The 21,858-nt window shown below is 70.7% G+C and carries 15 protein-coding genes; 5 read left to right on the forward strand and 10 right to left on the reverse strand.

The window, feature by feature from the left end:
- Window positions 1-28 precede the first annotated feature (28 nt).
- Window positions 29-3,067 carry a glycosyltransferase gene (locus tag HCT63_RS14480; protein ID WP_167006162.1) on the forward strand — a complete coding sequence of 1,013 codons (3,039 nt, stop codon included), beginning with the start codon at window positions 29-31 and terminating at the stop codon, window positions 3,065-3,067.
- A 9-nt stretch (window positions 3,068-3,076) separates the two neighbouring features.
- On the opposite strand, the gene HCT63_RS14485 is transcribed toward HCT63_RS14480, so the two are convergent.
- From HCT63_RS14485 to lysS, 3 genes are all read right to left on the reverse strand, one after another.
- Entirely contained in the window at window positions 3,077-5,014 is a 1,938-nt protein-coding gene (locus tag HCT63_RS14485) for a methyltransferase domain-containing protein (protein ID WP_167006165.1), read from the reverse strand.
- A 92-nt stretch (window positions 5,015-5,106) separates the two neighbouring features.
- Window positions 5,107-5,445 carry an Lsr2 family protein gene (locus tag HCT63_RS14490; RefSeq protein WP_167006168.1) on the reverse strand — a complete coding sequence of 113 codons (339 nt, stop codon included), beginning with the start codon at window positions 5,443-5,445 and terminating at the stop codon, window positions 5,107-5,109.
- Between the two features lie 61 nt (window positions 5,446-5,506).
- Window positions 5,507-7,012, reverse strand: a complete 1,506-nt coding sequence (lysS, locus tag HCT63_RS14495) for a lysine--tRNA ligase (RefSeq protein ID WP_167006173.1) — start codon at window positions 7,010-7,012, stop codon at window positions 5,507-5,509.
- A gap of 110 nt (window positions 7,013-7,122) precedes the next feature.
- On the opposite strand from lysS, the gene HCT63_RS14500 reads away from it, so the two are divergent.
- Window positions 7,123-8,571: a glycerophosphodiester phosphodiesterase family protein gene (locus HCT63_RS14500; RefSeq protein WP_167006176.1), complete on the forward strand. Its 1,449-nt coding sequence runs from the start codon at window positions 7,123-7,125 to the stop codon at window positions 8,569-8,571.
- 7 nt (window positions 8,572-8,578) lie between these two features.
- On the opposite strand, the gene HCT63_RS14505 is transcribed toward HCT63_RS14500, so the two are convergent.
- From HCT63_RS14505 to HCT63_RS20515, 5 genes are all read right to left on the reverse strand, one after another.
- Window positions 8,579-9,346: a type III pantothenate kinase gene (locus HCT63_RS14505; RefSeq protein ID WP_167006179.1), complete on the reverse strand. Its 768-nt coding sequence runs from the start codon at window positions 9,344-9,346 to the stop codon at window positions 8,579-8,581.
- Between the two features lie 26 nt (window positions 9,347-9,372).
- Window positions 9,373-9,798 (reverse strand): aspartate 1-decarboxylase, encoded by a 426-nt coding sequence (gene panD / locus HCT63_RS14510; RefSeq protein ID WP_167006182.1) that lies wholly within the window; start codon window positions 9,796-9,798, stop codon window positions 9,373-9,375.
- On the reverse strand, window positions 9,798-10,664 hold the full coding sequence (panC, locus tag HCT63_RS20505; protein WP_243843042.1) for a pantoate--beta-alanine ligase: 867 nt from the start codon (window positions 10,662-10,664) through the stop codon (window positions 9,798-9,800). The genes panD and panC overlap by 1 nt, the downstream gene beginning before the upstream one ends.
- The gene (locus HCT63_RS20510) at window positions 10,661-11,584 is read right to left on the reverse strand and encodes a DUF2520 domain-containing protein (protein WP_243843043.1); all 924 of its coding nucleotides are present in this window, start codon (window positions 11,582-11,584) and stop codon (window positions 10,661-10,663) included. The genes panC and HCT63_RS20510 overlap by 4 nt, the downstream gene beginning before the upstream one ends.
- 111 nt (window positions 11,585-11,695) lie before the next feature.
- Window positions 11,696-13,828: an acyltransferase family protein gene (locus tag HCT63_RS20515; RefSeq protein WP_243843044.1), complete on the reverse strand. Its 2,133-nt coding sequence runs from the start codon at window positions 13,826-13,828 to the stop codon at window positions 11,696-11,698.
- 109 nt (window positions 13,829-13,937) lie between these two features.
- Between HCT63_RS20515 and HCT63_RS14520 the strand changes: the two genes are divergently transcribed.
- Window positions 13,938-15,044 (forward strand): mannose-1-phosphate guanylyltransferase, encoded by a 1,107-nt coding sequence (locus HCT63_RS14520; RefSeq protein ID WP_167006185.1) that lies wholly within the window; start codon window positions 13,938-13,940, stop codon window positions 15,042-15,044.
- On the opposite strand, the gene HCT63_RS14525 is transcribed toward HCT63_RS14520, so the two are convergent.
- Window positions 15,045-17,297, reverse strand: coding sequence for a CDP-glycerol glycerophosphotransferase family protein (locus HCT63_RS14525; protein WP_167006188.1), 2,253 nt, complete (start codon window positions 17,295-17,297; stop codon window positions 15,045-15,047).
- The gene (gene rfbA, locus HCT63_RS14530; RefSeq protein WP_167006191.1) at window positions 17,294-18,157 is read right to left on the reverse strand and encodes a glucose-1-phosphate thymidylyltransferase RfbA; all 864 of its coding nucleotides are present in this window, start codon (window positions 18,155-18,157) and stop codon (window positions 17,294-17,296) included. The genes HCT63_RS14525 and rfbA overlap by 4 nt, the downstream gene beginning before the upstream one ends.
- A gap of 69 nt (window positions 18,158-18,226) precedes the next feature.
- Between rfbA and HCT63_RS14535 the strand changes: the two genes are divergently transcribed.
- Window positions 18,227-19,990: a glycosyltransferase 61 family protein gene (locus tag HCT63_RS14535; RefSeq protein ID WP_167006193.1), complete on the forward strand. Its 1,764-nt coding sequence runs from the start codon at window positions 18,227-18,229 to the stop codon at window positions 19,988-19,990.
- A gap of 36 nt (window positions 19,991-20,026) precedes the next feature.
- Window positions 20,027-21,820, forward strand: a complete 1,794-nt coding sequence (locus HCT63_RS14540; RefSeq protein ID WP_167006196.1) for a glycosyltransferase — start codon at window positions 20,027-20,029, stop codon at window positions 21,818-21,820.
- The last annotated feature ends 38 nt before the right edge of the window (window positions 21,821-21,858 follow it).

Consider the following 21,858-nt stretch of genomic DNA (forward strand, 5'->3'; position numbering starts at 1 on the left):
TCCCGTTAGTCGACGTCTGAGGAGAGCCATGCCTGGCGGCCTGAGCAGCAAGATGCGGCGTGCGGCCGGCCGCGGCCGACGCAGTGTGCGTGACTGGCGAGACAGCCAGTCGCACGCGACCGGCGATGCCGCCGCGCTGCTTGCGTCGGGCCTCTTCGACCCGTGGTACTACAGCCTCCAGGTCGGCAAGAAGTACGGCGCGACGCGAGCGGCTGAGCAGTTCCTGACCTCCGGAGCTGGTGACGGGATCCTCGCGAACCCTCTCACGGACTTCGCCGCGACGGGGTTGTCGTACGAGCAGATCGTCTCCGACCTCCTCGACGGATCGGCGCGCACCTACCCGGTACGGGACCTGCTCGACGACCTCGCCCTTCTCGACGAGCTCCCCGAGTGCGCCGAGCACCCCGGCGGCCCCGTCGGGTTCTCTCTCCAGCACGCCCACGCCGGCGCCCCTGTGGCCGCCTTCGGCACCCGCTCGTGGCGCCGGTTCCGAGAGCAGCGCGCCCGACAGTCCCGGGCGTTGCGCCTCATCCTGGGGTCCGGGCTCTTCGACCGCGCGCACTACGAGCGCCAGGTCGGCAGGGCGTTCCTCAGCGATCGCGCAGCCGCCTGGCACTACCTCGAGGACGGCGAGGTTCAGCGCCTGTCCCCGCACCCGCTGTTCGAGCCCGAGTGGTACAGGCTCTCCGCCGATGTCCGCGCGGCCGGGTCGTTCGCCCACTTCCTGCGCAACGGTCAGACGGAGGGGGCAGCGGGGCCGCACTTCGACGGCCGGACGTATCTCGACCGGTTCCCCGAGGCAGCCGACCATCCTGCCGGCCCGCTGGGGCACTACCTGGCCACGGCCACGGCGCAGACCCTGACCGTGCCGCCACCGGGCGAGGACGTCGAGGCCACGACGTGGGGCCGACTCGCCGAGCAGATCCGCACCGGCGCACAGGAGTTCGGGCGTCAGCAACAGCTCACCCGGGCGCCAGCGACGCGGTGGGCTCGGTGGCACCTCGAGACGGTGACACCTCAGGAGGGCGCTGCCGAGACGGCCGTGGCGATTCTCGCCGACGCCGACGCCTGGAGCGACGAGGCGCGCGACAACCTGCAGACCGTGATCGACCAGCGCCATCAACGGTGGGTGCTCCGGGTCGCGGTGAGCACCGACGGATCCGCCCCCGCTGAGCTCGTCGGCGCGGCCGCCGCCGATCCACGGATCGTCCTCGTCCCCACGGCCGGTGTCACGTGGGTCGATCGCACGCGCGAGCTCCTCGGCACGGTCGACGAGCCGTGGGTGTGCCGCTGGCAGCCCCAGGAACGGTGGTCTCCCTACGCGCTCAGCGGACTCCTGTCGGCCGCCTCTCCCGGATCCGGGGCGCACGCGGCTGCCGTGGACCTGGCAGGGACGGAGCCGACCTGGTCGCGCGAGCTCCCCGACCCGTCGTCGATGCTGTGGCAGCCGTTCCGCTCGCTGTCGGCAGTGCTGCTGCCCACCGACGAGCTGCGCCGCACCCTCACCGTGGTGGACGAGCAGGCCGGCGACGCGTACGAGTGGGACGTCCTGCTGCGCCTGGAGACACCGTCGACCTTCGTTCCGTTCGTCGCCGTACGCGGCGAGGAGCTGGGCGCGTTCCCGCTGTCCCCCGGCATGACGAGCCCCTACGAGCACGTGGTCCGGGCTGGACGGCTGCTCGACTGGGACGCGTTGGTCGACGGCCTCGGGGGCCGCGTGAAGGGCCGCGTGTCGATCCTGATCCCGACCTTCCAGGACTGGCGCTTCACCCGACGTGCCGTCGCGCTCGCCTCCCGCGCGCAGGCCGACGTCGAGGTCGTCGTGATCGACAACGGGTCCCGGCGCGACATCACCAGCGTCCTGACGTCCGCGTTCGCCGGCGACGAAAGCGTCGTGATTCGACGGGCCGCCTGCAACACCAACTTCTCGACCGGTTCCAATCTCGCCTTCGCCGAGTCCACGGGTGAGCGTGTCGTCTTCCTCAACAACGACACCGAGCCGCGCGACGGGTGGCTCGAGCCGCTCCTCGCGCGCCTCGAGGAGCCCGACGTCATCGGGACGCAGCCCTTGCTCCTGTATCCGGATGACTCGATCCAGACCGCCGGCACCGTGTTCTACGGGAAGTTCGCCGCTCCCGGACACCTTCTCGTCTCGCACCCGTCGACCGACTACCCCGTTGACGCCGACCTGCACTTCACCGCGATCACCGCGGCCTGCATGGCGCTCACAGCCCGCTCGGTCGCCGAGGTGAGCGGATTCGACCCTGTCTTCGTAAACGGCTTCGAGGACGTCGACCTCTGCCTGAAGCTGGTCGAGTCCCACGGAGGCCGCTTCGCCGTCGCTCCCGAGGCGAGGGTCGCCCACCACGAGAGCAAGTCGCCGGGGCGGTTCGCGCGCAGCGAGCCGAACCGTCTGCGGTTCGCCGATCGCTGGGGCGCCCGCTTGCCCAAGCCCGAGACTCATCTGTGGGCGGCCGCCGGCTTCGAGGTCGTCAGCCTGCGCGTCCCGGCCGGGCTCCCGAAGAGTCACCGGCGCTCGAGCATCGTCCCGCACGTCGTCCGTCGGCCCTCACTCGTCGAGTCCGGTCCTGGGAAGGGTCTCCCCCGCCTGCGATGGGCGCTCAAGATCGCCGCTCCGGGCGGCCCGCTCGGCGATCGGGCTCCCGACGCCCTGCTCGCCGACGAGGTGGCCGCGGCGCTGCGCTCTTGGGGGCAGGAGGTCGTGATCGACCGTCACGGCGCGCACGAGCGCCCGCTCTCGGACTACCTCGACGACGTCACCCTCACGCTGCGCGGGCAGGACCGTACCTCTCCGGTCCTCGGGTGGTCGACCAACCTTCTGTGGGTGGTCAGCGACTTCGAGGACGTGGATGCGGACGAGCTGACGATCGGGTTCGACCGCGTCTACTCAGCAGACGCGGCGTGGGCCGTGAGCGCGGCCGAGCGGACGGGCCAGCGCAAGAGCATCCGCCCGCTCGCGGTCGTCGAACGGCCGTTCGACGAGCAGGCCCGACGCCTGCTCGTCGACGTCCTCGACGTCCGCGGGGTCGCGCACGACCTCGCTTGACGTCGTCGGTCAGGAACCGGGCCGCAGCTTGCGCGCCGCCCGGCGCACCGCGGCGGACGCGCGCACGGTACGAGAGGCCCGCAGCGTCCGGAGCTCGGCCCTGACCTCCTCGAGCTTCTCGTGCTGGGCCCTCGCCTTCTCGCGGGCGGCCGCTACCTTCGCGCGCTGAGCGGTGATCCGCTCCCGCTGGCTGGCGATCTTCTCGCGCTGACGCGTGATCCTCGCCTGCTGGGCACGCAGCTCGTCCTGCTTGGCGGCGATGTAGTCGCGCAGCGACGCCTCGCGGGCGACCTGGACGTCGTACTGGTTGTGCAGGCGGCGTCCGAGGGCCGAGTCCCACACATCCCGATCGTAGTAGTTCGTCTGGAGGCTCTCGCGGCATCGTGCGAGCGCCTCCGGGCCGGTGTGGTTGGTCGTCAGCGCGACCTGCAGCTCGGCCTCCTCGTCGAGGACGCGCGAGGCGAGCTCGTCGTCGACCGTCCGGTCGAGCAGACCCATCAGGTAGACGAACACCTCACCCAACGTCCGTGCAGGTGCCCACATCTCTGGCGGCGTGTCACCGAGGAGCGAGTTCGCGAACCAGAACAGCCCTCGCTCGACCACCCGGTCGACCGAGCCCTCGGTGTGGAACTCGTTGTCGATGAGCTGGAGCTCTCCGTCGTCGGCGACGATCACGTTCGTCGGCATCGCGTCCAGCGGGACGACGCCGTCGACGGTCGTCGACTCGACGAGGCGACTCCAGCGTGCCAGCAGGTCACGGCGCTCGGCCTCGTCGCCTTCGACGAAGACCTCGGCGAAGGAGCGTCCCACCCGGAACGGCCAGGACGTCATCCCGTCGGCGATCATCTTGCCGGGCTGGGGACTGTACTGGCGCTCCACCAGCACCTCGTCGTCCACGACGCGGATGGTGGTCGATGCGGCGTACTCCCGCCTGCGGTTGATCGAGAAGAACCGCGCGAGGCGATCCTCGGGCCAGACGCGGGCGGGCTCGTCGGTGCTGCCAACGACCAGGAGGGAGTTGGCGAAGTGGCCGCTCAGGCCGGCCCGCGACAATTGCGCCCAGACACGCCGCTCGCTGGCGAGGTGGACTCGTCGGGTGCCCGCGTAGCGGCTGGGGAAGCTGGGCAAGTCCTCGAGCAGGCCGGGCGCGGTACGGGTGAGCCCGTCCGTCTCCATCACCACCCGGGTGTGCTTGTAGTCGGGAAACACGCCGAACACGCGGGGCGTGAACCCCGCGCGCTCGACGAGGTCGGCGAGCGCGGGTGCACTGAAGGTACGCGCCGGCGATCCGCGCGGGTAGTCCTCGACGGAGTCGTACATGCGTCCGCTGTGGTCCTCGGCGGTCCCGGTCAGGTATTTGACCCCGAGCTTGTTCTCGATGGCGAGCACGAGCGACCCGCCGGGGACGAGCCGCGACCGCGCCTCGTCCAGGAACGCGAGGTAGGGCGCCGGGTCAGGCTCCCCCGACCCTACGTATTCCAGGACTCCCACGATCACGACCAGGTCGTAGGCCGCCTCGCGTGGGATGTCCTCGACGTTGCCCGCGAAGACCTCGACGTTCTGGAGGTCACGGGTGCGCTCGCGTCCGACACGAGCGCGGCTCAGAACCGGCTCGACGGAGTCGACCAGGGCGGCCGTCTCACCGAGGTACCGGGTGATCGGTCCGCACCCGGCACCGATCTCGAGAACGCGGGCATCGGGCGAGATGTCGAGCGCCCGCAGGACGTTGGCCCGGGCCGGATGGGTGTGATAGGTCTCGGCCCAGCCCTCCGCGACCTCCAACATCTCGGTGCTGTCTGACGTGATGTCCTTGGCCCCGCGGACGATCTCGAGAACCCGCTCTTCTGCGCCGTCGCGGTACGGGATATCGGGATTGGGCCGCAGCAGACGGACACCGTCCTCGGTATCAAGGTCACGGGTCCGCAGAGGTGTCGAGAGTGGCGCCACGGTACTCACAGTCTCCAACGCATCGGGGGCAGGGCAGTCCATGCGGGCACAGCCTAGTGAATCCCGACGCGTCATTCACCCCTCAGCCCGATTCAGTGGGCCGCCTCGTACGCCGAGCGGACCTCCTCGCTCACGCGTCCCCGCTCGGACACCTCATAGCCGTTGTCGCGCGCCCATGCGCGGATCTCGGATGCGCTGCCCGCGCCGCCGCTACGACGACGATTCGTACCGCCGGCCGCCGACCTCCGGCGCCCGCCTCGCGACTTGCGTGCCTCAGCCACGTACGGAGCAAATGCATCGCGCAGCTTCTTGGAATTCTTCGCAGAGAGGTCAATCTCGTACGAAACACCGTCAAGCGCGAACGAAACGGTCTCTTCTGCCGTGCCGCCATCGATATCGTCGACCAGGATCACCTGAATTTTTTGAGCCATGCTTGGCACAATACGCCTCGCAAGAAATCCCGACAATGACCGACACGGGGGTGCGACGAAATCAGGCCTCGCGAGACGCCGGGAAAAGAATTGCCTCGCGAATACCGACGCCCATGAGAAGCATCACAAGGCGATCGACACCCAGACCCATTCCACCGGCCGGCGGCATGCCGAACTCCAACGCGCGCAAGAAGTCCTCGTCGACATCCATCGCCTCCGGGTCACCCGCTGCGGCGAGCGCCGCCTGCTCGGTGAGCAGCTCGCGCTGCAGCACAGGATCGTTGAGCTCGGAGTAGGCCGGCGCAAGCTCGACGCCGTTGATGATGAGGTCGAACGCCTCGGCGAGACCGGGCTTGCTGCGGTGGGGCTTGGCCAACGGGCGCACGGACTGGGGGTAGTCGGCGACGAAGGTCGGCTGGATGAGCGTGTGCTCGACGAGCTTCTCGAACAGCTCCAGGACGATCTCGCCCGGCCCCCAGCCGTCTCGCAGCGCGACTTCGTGCTCGGCGGCCAGCTTGCGCAGCGTCTCCTCGTCCGTGTCGAGCGCGACGTCAGCACCGACGGCCTCGGAGACGAGCTCGTGGATGCTGGCCCAGCGCCACTCGGCCTCGAGATCGATGTCGCTGCCGTCGCGTCCGGTGACGACGGTGCGACCGAGTGCACGGGCGGCGTCACGGACGAGGTCACGGAGAAGATCGGCCATCGTGTGGTAATCGCCATAGGCCTGATATGCCTCGAGCATCGCGAACTCGACATTGTGGGTGTTGTCGACGCCTTCGTTGCGGAAGGTCTTCGCGATCTCGTAGACACGATCCACCCCTCCGACCAGCGCGCGCTTCAGGTGCAGCTCGAGCGCAATGCGGAGCAGCATCTCCTGGTCGAACGCATTCATGTGGGTGGCAAAGGGACGCGCTGCGGCACCGCCATTGGTGAACTGCAGCACCGGGGTGTCGACCTCGATGAATCCACGGGTGTCGAGCGTGCGGCGCAGCGACTGGAGGATGGTCGCCTTGGCGCGGACGACCTCGCGGGCCTCGGGCCGCACGACGAGGTCAACGTAGCGCATCGTCGCCCGCAGCTCCTCGGACAACGGGTTGTGCTCGTTGGGCAGCGGCCGCAGCGTCTTGGCGGCAATCTGCCAGGCACGCACCTGGATCGAGAGCTCGCCGCGACGGCTGGTGACGACCTCGCCCTCGACCGCGAGGTGGTCGCCGATGTCGACGAGCGCCTTGAACTCTGCGAGCGACTCCTCGCCGACCTCGGCGAGAGAGATCATGCCCTGGATCTCGGAGCCTTCACCCTCGCGCAGCCGGACGAAGCAGAGCTTGCCAGTGTTGCGCAAGAAGATCACGCGCCCGGCCGTCGCGACGTCCTCGCCGGTGTGCGCGTCGGGCCCGAGAGCCTCGGCGTCGTGCGCCGCGACGATCTCGCGGATCGTGTGGGTGTAGGGCACGGTGAGCGGGTACGGCGAGACGCCCTTGTCGAGCAGCCTCTGACGCTTCTCGCGGCGGACGCGCATCTGCTCCGGGAGGTCGTCGGCGGGCACGGTGGGGACGGCGTCGGTCATGCGTCCCAGGGTATCCGGGCCCCTGACCCTCCTGTGGGCGGACCGGGCGCCGAGACGGCGTGAGCAGTCGCCGCGAAGCCCGAGTGTGGAAGATGCGTTACCGTCCTGTGGTGGGCCGCTCGACCATCGCGACCATCGCCGCACTCCTCGTCGCGGCGGGCCTGCTCGTGCCCGGCCCCACCGCCGCGGCCGCGACCGCGGAGCGGCTCCGCGCGTACGACGCGATCTCGACCCGCGACGCCCCCACGCGCGTCGCCCGAGCACCGCGCGCGGCACCTGCCCGCCCGATGCTCGGCGAGGCGACGACGCTGCGCGGCACGATCCCTTCGAGGCAGCGGCGGCCGGTGGTCCTCCAGCAGAGGCGCAACGGAACGTGGCGCACGGTCGCGCGCGCCATGACGCGCCGTGACGGGACCTACCGGTTCCGGGTCGCCGCGGCACGGACCCGCCTCCGGGTGGTCGCTCCCCGCCGCGCGGCCCGGGGCCTGCCCCGTGTCCGCAGCAGGTCTGCCCGCCTCGTGCCCCGACCGCAGCAGCTCGTCGCGACCGTCCCGCACGTCGTGGCGCGCCGACGGAGCGTGACGCTGCGGGTCCGGCCCCTGCCCGCGCGCGCCGGGCGCAGGGTGACGATCGTCCTGCGCCACCCGCGTCTGGGCACGCGCAGGGTGACGCTTCGCACTCGCGCCGCCGGGACCGCGCGGACGCGGACCGCGTTCGCTCGCTCGGGTGCGGTGCAGGTGCGCGTCACTGCTCGGCGCTATCGCGGCGCTGCCGCCACCACCGTCCGCCGCCGGCTACGCGTCGTGCCCCGTCCTCGGCCGGCCGTGGTCTCGCACCGTGGGCTCTTCGGAGCAGGCGCGGAGAACACCGTCCCCGCCTTCACGCGGGCGGTGGCGGTCGGCGCCGACGCGGTCGAGGCCGACGTCCGCCGTACGAGCGACGGCGTGCTCTTCCTGATCCATGACGAGACCTTCGCCCGGACGACCGACGTCGCCGCTGTCTTCCCCGGCCGCGAGGACGACCCCGTCGGCTCGTTCACCTGGGCGGAGGTCCGTCGGCTCGATGCCGCCGCAGGGCGGTCCACCTCGCCCACACCGGTGCCGTCGTTGGACGAGCTGCTACGCGCTGTCGACAAGTCGGGCGTACGGGTCGTGCTGGACGTGAAGCGTCCCGACCTCTATCCCCGCATCGAGGTCGAGGTGCTCGAGACGGCGCAGGCACGCGGCCTGGTACGCCCGGGCGACGGCGATCTGGTGAGGTTCGACTGCTTCGACTGGACCGCGGCACACCGGATCGCGCTGGCCGATCCGGACGCGGAGACGGGGCTGCTCGCGATGAGGGCGCCCCCTTCCCGCCTCACTCCGTACCGGTGGGCGGACCAGTGGGTGGTCAACCAGCGTGTTGTCGACGCGTCGTTGCTGGCCCGCGTACGCGCCTCTGGCGCAGGTTTGGACGTATGGACGGTCAACAGTCCAAGCGCCGCCCTGGACTTCGCCGATCTTGGCGTGGACGCGCTCATCACCGACAACCTGCCGGCGCTGCGCCGCGTGCTTCGGTGACGACGCGCTAGGCGTTGCGCTCCGCCACGATGCGCAGCCCGATGAGCGTGAGGTCGGGCTCGTGCCGGGTGATCGTCGTGCACTCCCCCAGGACGACATCGGCGTGGCTCCCCGTCGCGACCACCGTGACGTCGTCGTGGTCGAGTGCACGCACCATCCGCGACACGATCCCGTCGACCAGACCGGCGAACCCGAACACCATGCCCGACTGGATCGCCTCGACGGTGTTCTTGGCGATCACGCCGCGCGGCCGGGTGAGCTCGACCGACCGGAGCTGCGCCCCGCGTCGCGCCAGCGCCTCGAGCGAGATGCCGATGCCTGCCGAGATCGAGCCGCCGACGTAGCGGCCGCGCTCGTCGACGACGTCGAAGGTCGTCGCGGTGCCGAGGTCGACCACGACGCACGGCCCGCCGTACAGCTCGCCGGCGGCGGCGGCGTTCACGATCCGGTCGGCACCGACCTCGCGCGGGTTGTCCATCAGGATCGAGACCCCCGTACGGGTGCCGGGCTCCACGATCGAGACAGTGCAGTCGTCGTAGTGCCGCTCGAGCAGGGCGCGCATCTCGTGCAGGATCGCCGGGACGGTGCACGACAGGGCGACCGCGTCGATGTCCGCGATCCCCCGCTCGGCGAGGAGCCCCTTGATCATCAGGTGCCACTCGTCAGCCGTCCGCGTGTCGACCGATGCCACCCGCCAGCTCGCGACCAGCCGCAGACCGTCGAACACGCCGACGACGGTCTGGCTGTTGCGGACGTCGAGACAGAGCAGGCTCACCGCTCCATCATGGCGCAAAGCCCTCCTCAGACCGACCGGGCTGCAGTGACGTCGCCCCGTACGGTCGCGGACCCCGGGACGGGCTCGGCAGGGTCGGAACCGGTGGCGACGAGTCGGTTCTCGGTGTCGACGAAGACGACCCGCGGCTCCAGGGCGCGGGCCTCCGCGTCTGTCACCTGGGCGTAGGCGATCAGGATCACGAGGTCGCCGGGGTGGACGAGTCGCGCGGCGGCTCCGTTGATCCCGATGACGCCCGAACCTCGCTCGCCCGCGATCGTGTACGTCTCGAGCCGCGCGCCGTTGTCGATGTCGACGATGTGCACGAGCTCGCCGGGCAGGATGTCGGCCGCCTCGAGCAGATCGGCGTCGACCGTCACCGAGCCGACGTAGTGCAGGTCCGCCTGGGTCACGGTGGCGCGGTGGATCTTGGACTTCATCATCGTGCGGAGCATCAGCGGTCCTCCGGCGGTCCGAGGGTGAGGGCGACGTTGTCGATCAGCCGGGTCTCGCCCACGTGGGCGGCGACCAGGAGGCGTGCGTCGCAGCCCGGGCGGGGCGGCGTGAGGTCGGGTGCACGCAGGGCCAGGTAGTCCACGACGACCGCACTCTCGGAGTCGAGGACCTCGCGCGCGGCGGTGAGCACGGCCTCCCCACCGAGCGGTGCGGCGTCGCGGCCCGCGGCAAGCGCCCTGGACAGGGTGACGGCGAGCGCGCGCTGCGCCTGGTCGAGGTAGCGGTTGCGCGAGGACATCGCCAGGCCGTCGTCCTCCCGTACGGTCGGGCAGCCCTCGACGGCGACCGGCATGCACAGCGCGCGCACCATCTGGCGGATCAGCACGAGCTGCTGGTAGTCCTTCTCGCCGAAGACCGCGACGTCCGGACGCGTCAGGCCGAGCAGCTTCGCGACCACCGTCAGGACACCCCGGAAGTGGCCCGGCCGCACGGCGCCCTCGAGCTCGGCACCGAGAGGTCCCGGGTCGACGGTGACGCCGCTCGTGTCCGGACCGTCGGGGTACATCTCGGAGATGGCCGGATGGAAGACCACGTCGGCCCCGGCCCGGGTCAGCTGGGCGAGGTCGCGCTCGAAGGTCCGGGGATAGCGGGCCAGATCCTCGCCGGCACCGAACTGGGTCGGGTTGACGAAGATCGACACGACCACGAGGTCGGCGCGCTCGCGGGCGTACGAGACGAGGCTGAGGTGGCCCTCGTGGAGGGCACCCATCGTGGGGACGAGAGCGACGGTGCGGCCGTCGCGGCGTGGGATGGCAAGTGCGGTGTCGAGCTCTTCGCGCGTCGTGGCGACGACCGGGGCGCTCACGCGCCGGTCCGGGTGCCCTCGTCGGCGACCAGGGTCGCCAGGACATCCCACTCGGACTCGCGCAGGATCCGTCGGATCTCGACCGCGCCACCCGCATCGAGCCGGCCGTCGGCGACGGCGTGGGCGGAGGTGGCACGTGCCATCGCCACGTACGCGTCCATCGTCGGCACGGGCTGGTCTGCCATCGCCGCCAGGTGGGCGCGCACGGTCTCGATGTCGCCACGCACCACCGGGCCGGTGAGTGCGGCGTCCTCGTAGAGGAGCGCGTTCTCGAGCGCGGCGGTCAGGAGCGGGCGCAGGACCCCGGCTGGGTCGGCGGCGCCCGTACGACGCAGGATCTGCATGGCCTGCGACACGATCGTGACGAGATGGTTCGCGCCGTGAGCGAGCGCCGCGTGGTAGGTCGTCCGGTCCTCGTCGCGCACCCACATCGGGCGCCCGCCGAGGTCGGCGACCAGGGTCTCCGCGATCTCGCGCTCGTCCTCGCCGGCGGTGAGGCCGAAGACGGCTCCGGACAGGTGCGCGAGGTCGACGTCGGTGCCGGTGAACGTCATCGCGGGGTGGAGCGCGACGGGGCGCGCGCCGACGTGCGCGGCGGCGGCGAGCACGCCGAGGCCGTGGCGTCCGCTCGTGTGGGCGACGACCTGGCCGGGCCGCAGGTGGCCGTCGAGGGCGAGCTCGGCGACAAGACCGGGGAGCGCGTCGTCGGGGACGGCGAGCAGGAGGAGGTCCGCGCGGGTCGCGACCTGTGCGGGCGTAAGCACGGGGACGCCAGGGAGCAGCGTGTCGGTGCGGGTGCGAGAGGCGGCGGACCGGCCGCTGACGGCGACGATCTCGTGGCCGGCTTCGCGCAGCCGGGCGGCGAGCACCGCTCCGACGCGACCTGCGCCGATCACACCTACGGCGTGGAGGGACTTCATCGAATGCCTTTCGTTCCAGTCCCCGTACGGGGTACCAGACAAACGGACTCTTTGAGTCTACGTGCGCGAAACCTTGCTGTAACCGAGTTGTGGGGCGGGTCACATCCAGGCTCAGTCGAGGAGCCCGGCCTTCGCGAGCGCCGCCTTGTAGTACGGCGCAAGGGTGCGGGCGTACGTGATCGTCACGTGGTTGCTGTCGCGGTAGACGTTCGCGCCGCCGATGACCACCGGGCACTCGTCCTTGTCGCAGTACCACTTCGTCATGTCGACGTACGTGGTCCGCTTCGAGCGCTCGACCGCCTGCTCGTACGGGTCGAAGATGTCGGTCACCGAGGCCCTGCGCGACAGCGCGCAGTCGTCGGCACGCGCGATCCCGGCCTCGCCTAGGCAGATGTTGGGGTCGTCCTCCGCGGACCGGCCGCCCTCGGGGTTGTCCCGGATCGCGACGATCGGCGTCTTCGCCTTCAGCGCCGGCGCCCAGACGTCGAGCACCCCCTGGACGCGCTCCTCCTCGCTCGCGCGCTGACTCGAGGCGCGGCTGGTGGTGACGATGAAGTCGAATCGGTCCGGTTCTGCCGTCAGGAGCTCGTCCAGGTTGGCCTTCATGTCGGCGCATGCGGCCTTGCGAGACTCGGGGTTGCCGGCTGCCGGCGGCACAGTCGACCATCCGCACCCCGGGGAGGCGAACATCTCCGCGGTGACGACACCCTGGTCGACGAGGATCTCGAACATCGGCATCAGCGCACGGGCGTGGGAGTCGCCGACGACGGCGACGTGCGGGACACCGCGGCGCGGGGTGCCGAACGGGCAGCCCTCGAAGTCGTCGCCGCGGAGGTACTTGAGGCAGCGGCGGTAGGCGGCGTGGTCCTTCTTGACCTCCGACGGGTCGGGGATCACCACCTTGTCGAGCGCCGGGTCCGGGCATGTGTCGGCGAGCTTCGGGTCACGCGCCGCCGCGCCGAAGCATGCGCCGTGCTGCTTGAGGAGCGACTCCGCTGCCTCCGCGCGGGCGGCGTTGTCATAGTCGACGACGCTCCAACCGACGAAGCAGCCGGCGACGAGGGCGCCGGCAGTCGCGCCAACCAGGCCGAAGGTCACGCCCGAGCGCGGGATGCCGAGGCGCCGCGTCGTGCGTACGGGATCCTCGACCCACTTCTTGGTCGCCCAGGACAGCAGGATGGTCACGACGGCGATGGCGATCTTGTCGAGCGTCCCGAGCGACGAGCCCGTCGCGTACGGGAGGATCACGATGAGCGGCCAGTGCCAGAGGTACACCGAATACGAGATGTCGCCGATGAACTGCGCGGGGCGCCAGGACAGCGCGTGCGTCGGCGACCAGGCGACCGACGACGGGTGGCCGGCCCACAGCAGCGCCGCCGTCCCCAGCACGACCCACACCGCCGCCGTGCCTGGCATCGGGGTCGCCTCGTCCATGCGCATCGCGCAGACCGCGAGCGTGACGAGGCCGAGCAGCGACACCAGCGCCCGCAGGCTCGCGCGCCCGGCCAGCACCGGCACGAAGGCGAGCAGCGCTCCGACGCCGAACTCCCAGGCACGGGTCGTCGTGACGAAGTACGACGTGGCGGGATCGGTGGCGGTGAGGTGGAGCGAGTACACGAACGACGCGACCGTGACGGTCGCCAGCATGGCGAAGATAGCGATGTGCTGGCGGCGCTGGCCCAGCCGCGTCGACAGGATCGGCGCGCACCACAGGGCGGCGATCACCAGCACCGGCCAGACGATGTAGAACTGCTCCTCCGCCGACAGGGTCCAGTAGTGCTGCGCGGGTGAGGCGACGTTGTCGGCAGCGAGGTAGTCCACGGCGTCGGCGGCCAGCGCCCAGTTCTCGACGTACAGCGCAGCGGCGCCGATCTCGCGGACGAACTGCTGCCACAGCATCCGGGGCACCCACAGGAAGACCGCGATCAGCGACACCCCGAGCACGAGGTAGGCCGCGGGCAGCAGCCGCCGTGCCCGTCGCGCCCAGAACTTGCCGAGCGCGATCCGTCCGGTCCGGTCGGACTCGCGCAGGATGTGGGCCGTGATCAGGTAGCCGGAGATGACGAAGAAGACGTCGACGCCGAGATAGCCGCCCGGCAGCCGGTGGGGCCAGAGGTGGAAGATCACGACCAGCCCGACCGCGATCGCGCGCAGCCCCTGGATCTCCGGGCGGAGATAGCTGCTCGCGGACGCAGGTGTCCCGACCGTGGGGAGAGCGCGTCGGCTCTGAACGGTCGCGGACATCCCGAGCATGGTAGACCGTGGCCGAGTCGGGTTTCGCCGTGGGCTGGGCGCCTGTGAAGCGGCGCCCCCTACGCTGAGGCGAGCGACGTCCGACCTCCCGAGGAGCGCCATGTCCGAACTCGTCCCGTCCTTGCAGGCGATCGTGCCGGCCGGCGGCGCGGGCACGCGGCTGTGGCCCGTCTCGCGCAGGTCACGGCCCAAGTTTCTGCTCGACCTGACCGGAAGTGGCCGCTCTCTGCTCCAACACACGTACGACCGGCTGGTGCCACTCGTCGGGCCCGCGGGCGTGAACGTCGTCACCGGCGTCCACCACCGCCATGCAGTCGCTGCCCAGCTGCCCGACCTGCGGGCTGAGAACCTCATCGCGGAGCCTTCGCCTCGCGACTCGATGCCCGCGATCGGCCTCATGACCGCGCTGATCGCGCGGCGTGCCCCCGACGCCGTGGTCGCCTCGTTCGCTGCCGACCACCTCGTCGAGGGCGAGGAGGAGTTCGCCGACGCTGTGCGCCAGGCGACCGCCGCGGCGCAGTCCGGCTACGTCACGACGATTGGGATCACACCGACCGCGCCGTCGACGGCGTACGGGTACGTCGAGGCGGGCGCGCCTCTGGGCCTCTCCGGTGCGCCCGACGCCACGGCCGTCTCCCGATTCGTCGAGAAGCCCGATGCCGACACGGCCCGCAGCTATGTTGAGTCGGGTGCGTTCCGATGGAACGCAGGGATGTTCGTCGCCCGCGCCGACGTCCTCCTGCGCCACCTCGGTGAGCAGCAGCCGCGGATGCGCGAAGGCCTCGATGCCATCGCCGACGCGTGGGACGGCCCGGAGCGCGCGACGACGCTCAAGCGACTCTGGCCGACTCTCACCCGGATCGCGATCGATCACGCGGTCGCCGAGCCGGTCGCCACAGCGGGCGGCGTCGCCACCGTCCCCGGCACCTTCAAGTGGACCGACGTCGGGGACTTCGCTGCCGTCGCTGAGGCGCTCGGCGCACAGCCGGGTGAGGTCACCGTGCTCGGCGACCCTGCTCTCGTCGAGTCCGTACGGAGCGGCGGTCTGATCGTCACCGATCGACGGACCGTGTCCGTCCTCGGAGTCGACGACATCGTCGTGGTCGATACGCCCGACGCGCTGCTCGTCACCACGACAACCCACGCCCAGCAGGTCAAGGAGCTCGTCGCACGCTGGCGCGACGCGGGGCGCGACGACCTCATCTGATCAGCCGCCGTCGAACACCGCGTCGACGACACGTGCGGCGGCGTGGCCGTCGTCGCGCGGGTTGTACGTGGTCCGCCAGGCGGCGTACCGCTCCGCGTACCGTGCACGGACGGACTCGAGGTCCGCGAGCGCGGCCACGACCTCCTCCGTGGTGGACGCGACGGGACCGGGGCCCCTCTCCGCGAGGTCGAAGTACGTGCCGCGACGCCGGTCGCGGTAGTCCTCGAGGTCGGGCGCGAAGAAGACCAGCGACTTCCCTGTGACCGAGAAGTCGAACATGATCGACGAGTAGTCGGTGATCGTGGCGTCGGCGGCGAGGAAGAGATCGTTGATCTCCGGATAGTCGGTCACGTCCACGATCGACCGGCTCGTGCCCGCCCATGCCCACCGGCGGGTGAGCATGTGCCCTCGTACGAGCACGGTCACGCCTGGTCCGAGGGCAGCTGCGACCCGCTCGACGTCGAGCAGCATCGGCATCACCCGGTCGCCGTCGCGCACGGTCGGCGCATAAAGGACGACCAGGTCGTCACGGTTGAGACCCAGTCGGACTCGCGCCACAGCCTCGTCGTCGTCGCTCGCGAGGGCGAGGACGTCGTTACGGGGATAGCCGAGCTCGAGGATGGGACCCTCGAAGTTCCACGCCCGACGGAAGACCTCCGTGCTCCACGGGTTCTGCGAGAGCAGCACGTCCCACCGGGAGATCGCGCGCTCCCATGCCTCCTGGTATCGGGGCTGGTTGGCGCGCACGACGCCGCGATCACTCCCGAGTCGTTTGAACGGCGTGCCGTGCCAGGTCTGCAGGATGGTCTGGCCAGGCCGGCGCTCGAGCTGAGCCGGGACGGCCGCGTCGTACGTCTGGTACGACGCCGTGGAGACGACGTCCCACCACTCGCGGGAAAACCGGACGACTCCGCGGCCGCCTTCGGGGACGGGGACGGACCAGTCCTGGAGACCCCACACGAGCTCGAGGTCCGACCCCCGTCGGCGCAGTTCGTCATGGATCGCACGCGCGGCGTCGGTCGCACTCGAACCGCTGTAGCACTCGAAGTAGGCGATGCGCAGCGGTGATGGCGACGTGGCGCGGTACTGGTCGTGCAGTGCGCGCTGGAGGGCCGGCGCACGCTCGTCGAGGCGAAGCGGCGACTCGACCTCCACCGTGACGCGGTTGGCGGTGGTGACCTGGACAGCTGCCGACCACCGGTCGCATACTCCGCGGACCGGGGCATCGGGCAGCCCATACGGTGTGGTCTTGAGGAGCCGTTCACCCTCCTGGTCGAACGCGAGGTCGTACCGGCCGCTCGGTGGGGTCGAGGGCTCGCCGTACCAGCCGGTCACCTCGAGCGGCAGCCGGACCGAGAACCGATCGCCGTCCCAGGAGATCGAGGCCGAGAAGCGTCGGTGAGGACCGATCATCCACATCTCGCTCGGGCGCTCGACCTGGCCGACCGACCGCCCCCGGACGACGACGGCGCACCCGGACGATCCGCCGCCCGTCACCTCGACCGCGTCGGCGAGCATCGCCGGCTGCGCGCTCAGCCGCACCCGACCGTCGCGCATCGCGTCGAGACGCAGGCCGTGGGCGGTCGCGCCCGTCACCGGATGCCCGACCGCCCACGTGACGGGCTCCCACGTCCTGCGGCGACGGGCCCAGAGCGGGGACGACCCGTCGGGGACATCGGTCGCCGACACCTGCCCGGCACCGTCGCGCACCGCGATCCGGGTCGGACCCGCTCCCTCGAGTCCTCCGACGCCGAGCGCGTCGTACGTGCCCTCCACGTCGAGCACCAGGGCGTCGCCGTCGACGCGAACCTCGCGCAGCACGGCGCCGCACGACTCTGACTGCACGATGAGACCTGCCTCGTCGTCCCAACGCAGGCGGATGCCCAGCCCGCCCTGTGCCCCCGACCACGACAGGCGACGACTCGCTGCCCCGCGTGGGCGTGCCTCCCAGGGCAGCTCGTGCCGGCGCCCGCCGGCCTCTACGACGACGAGCACCTGGGCCGGACCGTCCAGGGCAGGGCGCCGCCACCATCGGCGAGGCACGGGGTTCAGCGCTGTCAGGTCCAGCGTGGCGACGAAGGCGTCAGCGCTACCGGTGACGTCGGCGCGGAAGACGTCGTCACCGTGCGGTCCCTTGACCGCGACGGCTACGGGCACGCCGCCTCGGGTGAGGCGTCCACGCAGCTCGAGCGCGTGTAGGCCGCTCCAGCTGGCTCGGCCGAGGAGGGCGCCGCCGAAGGCGACCTCGCTCACGAGCCGAGAAGGCCCAGCAGGTAAGCGCCGTAGCCGCTCTTGACCAACGGCTCGGCGCGCTCGCGCAGCTCGTCATCCGAGAGGAACCCGGCCCGCCAGGCAACCTCCTCCGGGCACCCGATCTTGAGGCCCTGACGACTCTCGATCGTCCGGACGAAGTTCGACGCGTCGTTGAGCGAGTCGAAGGTCCCCGTGTCGAGCCAGGCGGTGCCACGCGGCAGGATCTCCACCTGGAGCCTGCCCTGATCGAGGTACACCCTGTTGAGATCGGTGATCTCCAGCTCGCCTCGGGGCGACGGCTCGAGCGAACGGGCGATGTCCACGACGTCGGAGTCGTAGAAGTAGAGGCCAGGAACCGCAAAGCTGCTGCGCGGCTCGGCGGGCTTCTCCTCCAACGAGAGCGCTTTGCCGGCGTCGTCGAACTCGACGACGCCGTACGCCGTCGGGTCGCTGACCTGGTAGCCGAAGATGGCCGCGCCCTCGAGCGCATCGAACCGGGTGAGCTGGCCGCCCATGCCGGGTCCGTAGAAGATGTTGTCGCCCAGGACGAGTGCCGCCGCGCCACCGTCGAGGTGGTCCGCGCCGAGGATGAAGGCCTGCGCGAGCCCGTCGGGGCTGGGCTGCTGGACGTACGTCAGGGAGATGCCGAAACGCGAGCCGTCGCCGAGGAGGCGCTCGAACTGCGGCGCGTCCTCAGGTGTCGTGATCACGAGGATGTCGCGGATCCCGGCGAGGATCAGCGTCGACAAGGGGTAATAGATCATCGGCTTGTCATAGACCGGCACGAGCTGCTTGCTGGTGCCGAGGGTGATCGGGTGAAGGCGCGAGCCGGTGCCGCCCGCCAGGATGATGCCACGCATCGGGCCATCGTAGAGGGACACGCGTGCACAACGAGTGGCGCGAGCCCGCAAGACCGGCACGATGGCTGCATGACGGACGAGTCGCTCGATGCGATCGGGCTGCGGCGGGGGGTCCCGCAGGCCTCCGCCGCGCTCGACCATCTCCACGCGTACGAGGCAGCCGTCGATGGCATGGCGGTGCCGCTGACCGAGGTGGTCGTCGTCGGGCGTGCCTACGCCACCGCGCTCGCCGACACGTTCGCGGAGCGCTATCCGGAGGCGACCGTGCACGTACTCGCAGCGCCGTGGAACCCCCCAGAGGGAGTGTCCGACCAGGAACCACTCGACAACGTGCGCCGACACCCGTGGCACGGCAGCGGGGGGTTCAGCGCCATCTTGTCCGTGCTGCCGCGCCCGCAGCTGCTGGTGATCGCGCTGCATCGCAAGACCTTGGGCCAGATGACGGCGCTGCGCAAGCTCCACGGATACGTCGAGGCAGGCGGGGTGCTCGCGGTCGAGCACATCGATCGCACCCCCGGGGACAAGACTGTTGCCGACGCCGGAGAGTCGGTCAGGGCCGTCATCGAGGAGGCCGTACGACGCTCCCCCGAGCCACCGGCTGCCCACGGCTGGTCGAGCTGGCTGGACGCCTTCGCTCACTCTCTCGAGAGCGTCTCGTACCACCGCGATCTCGCGCTCGTGACCAAGCGGCACACGCTCTTGCGCATGCTGCACATCGCCGAGACCGTGCCGGTTCTCGAGGCCCGGTACGGCGAAGGATCGCCGGTGACAGGCCTCCTCGAGCTCCCCGGCACCACGTTCACCGGACGGGCCGAGGTCACCACGCACGGGAGGGGGCCCGACGTCGCCGCCGGGCCGTTCACCGTCCCGCCGCTCGCGCTGCGGCACTACACGCGGGCCCAGACCTACCCTCGGCAGCTCGTCTCCTATGGCGACTACTGGCTCCCCGACTCGTTCCGACACCAGTACGCGCCCAGGCTGCGGCACCCCGGGCTCGTCCGGTCCAGTGACGACATGGCAGTGATCCGGCCGCGGTGGCGTCCGGACCAGCACCGGACGTGGGACGGCCCGCTCTACTACCTGGACACCGAGTACCCTGGGCACTTCGGCCACGTGTCCACCGAGGTGGTGTCGCGGCTATGGGGCTGGGAGCGTGCCCGCGAGGAGCACCCCGACATCAGGCCGCTCATCAGCCTCCGCCCGGGTCAGTCGCGCGTGCCCCAGTACGTCCACGACATCCTGACCGCCTACGGCATCCCGCGGTCGAGCATCGTCACCCAGTACGGAGACGAGGTGCTCGACGTGGAGAACCTCGTCGCCGCAGACCCGGAGTTCGAGAACCCGCGCTACGTCTCGCCGGCGATCGCGCAGACCTGGGCCCGCATCCGCGAGGCGTTCGCCGACATCGAGCCACCTCTGCGCGCCGAACGGATCTTCGTCACCCGCAGCTCGCGGCGCCTCTGCCACCAGGGACCGGCGATCGAGCGTCTCTTCGCCGACCGCGGGTTCGCGATCGTGCATCCCGAGCAGTACTCGTACGGCGAGCAGGTGCAGCTGTTCGCCCGGGCGCGGATCGTCGCCGGGTACGGCGGGAGCGGGATGTTCACGATGATGCACGCTCCGCAGGCGCGGATCATCCTCATCTCCGGAGACGGCTACCGCGCACAGAACGAGGCGCTCATCGCCGCCGTCAACGGCAACGACATCCACTACTTCTGGGGCCGGAGCATCCCGCAGGAGCGCGACCCCACGATGCGCAAGATCGCCTTCGGCGACGACTTCACCTTCAACCTCCGACGACACCGCTGGGCGCTGCGGCGGCTGCTCCGCTGAGATTTCACGCATGGTGCGCAAAAGGGTTGCGCGAGTATGGTGACGACCGTGTGCCCGCACCGTGCCCTCGTTCCCGAGGGCACGTACGTGTCGTTCGCGAGCGCGTTGAGGCTCGACAAGGGCGGCCGGACGGCGGTGATGCTGATGCGGGCGCGGATGCTCGCCGAGCACGACGGTGTCAGGAGCGTGATCGCCACCGTCGGCGATCTCCCCGATCTCGACCGGACCTGCGAGGTCCTCCTGGAGCGCGGCACGCTCACCGAGCATGTCGAGGTCGCGAACATCTACGACGACTACGCGACCCGCGACCCCGCGACGATCGGCACCGGCACGGAGGCGCTCCCCGCGGTCGACCTCGCCGCAACTGCGGTGAATCGCGCCGACGGCACCCCGTACCAGGTCGTCTACCGGCACCCCGGAGCCGCGACCGACGCCAGGCCCGAGGTGGTCGACTACCTGCGGGCGGACGGGTCCGTGGCCGTCCGGACGACCCTCGCGCCGCGACTGGTCGAGATCGTTGACCACGACGGGCGCGTCGTGCGCTGCCACGACAGCCGCGCCGCGTTCGTCCAGCAGTGGCTTCGTGAGCTGGTCGGTCCTGGCGACGGATTCGTCGTGTCCGACTCGGGGCGCGTGCTGCCGCTCCTGCTCGGACTCAGCGAGCGCCGCATGCACCTGGTCGCCGCGTTCCACAACCCCCACACGCCCGGCGGCGGTCGGTGGGACTCTGCCCTCAAAGCCCCCTACGCGAATGTGCTGGGGCGTCTTCACGCCCTTGACGGCGTCGTGCTCCTCACCGAACGACACCGAGACGAGCTCGCCCTCAGGGAGGGCGCGACCAACAACCTGTTCGTCGTCCCCAACGCCGTGGAGCCGCGCACGCTCCCCGACCCGGCCCCTCCGCGCGACCTCAAACGTCTGGTGACGGTCGCCCGCCTGGAGGGGCAGAAGCGGGTCTCGCACGCGCTGCGCGCCCTCGAGATCGCCCGACGCACAGACCCGGCGCTCCGGCTCGACATCTACGGCGACGGAGCCAACCGCGCGGCCCTCGAGGCCGGGGCCCGAGATCTCGGGATCGACGATGCGGTCACCTTCCACGGGTACGACCCGAGTGCCCGAGACGCGATCGCGACAGCTGCTGCCTTCGTCCTCACCAGCGTCCACGAGGGATATCCGCTGGCCACGCTGGAGGCGATGAGCCGAGGCTGCCCCGTGATCAGCTACGACATCCGGTATGGACCGCGCGAGCAGATCAGCGACGGCGTCGACGGCTACCTCGTGCCGCCCGGGGACGTCGAGTCCTTCGCCGCCCGCATCCTGGACCTGACCTCCGACCCCGACCTCGTGGCTCGGATGAGCGCCGCCGCCTATGTGAAGGCCTCGGAGCACTCACCGCAGCGCTTCGCCGAGGACTGGGCGCGAGTCTTCCGCACGGTCAAGGCGCAGGCGTCCTCACGCGTGACCTTCCACGGCGCCATGGTCCACGCCGTACGCCTCCGCGCAGACCGGTTCGACGCCCGGCTTCGGACTCGTGCCGCCGGAACGGGCGCGTCACACGTCGGCACGGTGACCGCGACGCTCGACGTCATCGGCGAGGAGACCGGGGACGTCGTACAGACCCCGCTGGACGTGCGGGCCCCGAAGATCTCGCCACGGGTGGACGGGTTCAGGATCACGGGCGACCTCGACACGCCTACGCTCGCGACCTCGATGGGCGAGCAGCCCGTTCGCTTCCGCCTCGCCGTCGTGTGGCACAACGACTGCTGGATGACGAACGTCGCACGCGGTCAGGCCACCGGCGGCCGCCTCGCGCTCGACACCGTCTCCTGAGCCGCCCGGGGGCCTCGTCACGTGAGACGAAGTGGGGT

It is taken from the genome of Mumia sp. ZJ430 (assembly GCF_011751845.1).
Lineage (GTDB): Bacteria > Actinomycetota > Actinomycetes > Propionibacteriales > Nocardioidaceae > Mumia.

What these genes read in the sequence shown, in the direction of transcription:
- HCT63_RS14480 (WP_167006162.1), top strand. Translation starts at nt 29, where the DNA reads ATGCCTGGCGGCCTGAGCAGCAAGATGCGGCGTGCGGCCGGCCGCGGC.
- HCT63_RS14490 (WP_167006168.1), bottom strand. Translation starts at nt 5,445, where the DNA reads ATGGCTCAAAAAATTCAGGTGATCCTGGTCGACGATATCGATGGCGGC.
- lysS (WP_167006173.1), bottom strand. Translation starts at nt 7,012, where the DNA reads ATGACCGACGCCGTCCCCACCGTGCCCGCCGACGACCTCCCGGAGCAG.
- panD (WP_167006182.1), bottom strand. Translation starts at nt 9,798, where the DNA reads ATGCTCCGCACGATGATGAAGTCCAAGATCCACCGCGCCACCGTGACC.
- HCT63_RS20510 (WP_243843043.1), bottom strand. Translation starts at nt 11,584, where the DNA reads ATGAAGTCCCTCCACGCCGTAGGTGTGATCGGCGCAGGTCGCGTCGGA.
- HCT63_RS20515 (WP_243843044.1), bottom strand. Translation starts at nt 13,828, where the DNA reads ATGTCCGCGACCGTTCAGAGCCGACGCGCTCTCCCCACGGTCGGGACA.
- HCT63_RS14520 (WP_167006185.1), top strand. Translation starts at nt 13,938, where the DNA reads ATGTCCGAACTCGTCCCGTCCTTGCAGGCGATCGTGCCGGCCGGCGGC.
- rfbA (WP_167006191.1), bottom strand. Translation starts at nt 18,157, where the DNA reads ATGCGTGGCATCATCCTGGCGGGCGGCACCGGCTCGCGCCTTCACCCG.
- HCT63_RS14535 (WP_167006193.1), top strand. Translation starts at nt 18,227, where the DNA reads ATGACGGACGAGTCGCTCGATGCGATCGGGCTGCGGCGGGGGGTCCCG.
- HCT63_RS14540 (WP_167006196.1), top strand. Translation starts at nt 20,027, where the DNA reads ATGGTGACGACCGTGTGCCCGCACCGTGCCCTCGTTCCCGAGGGCACG.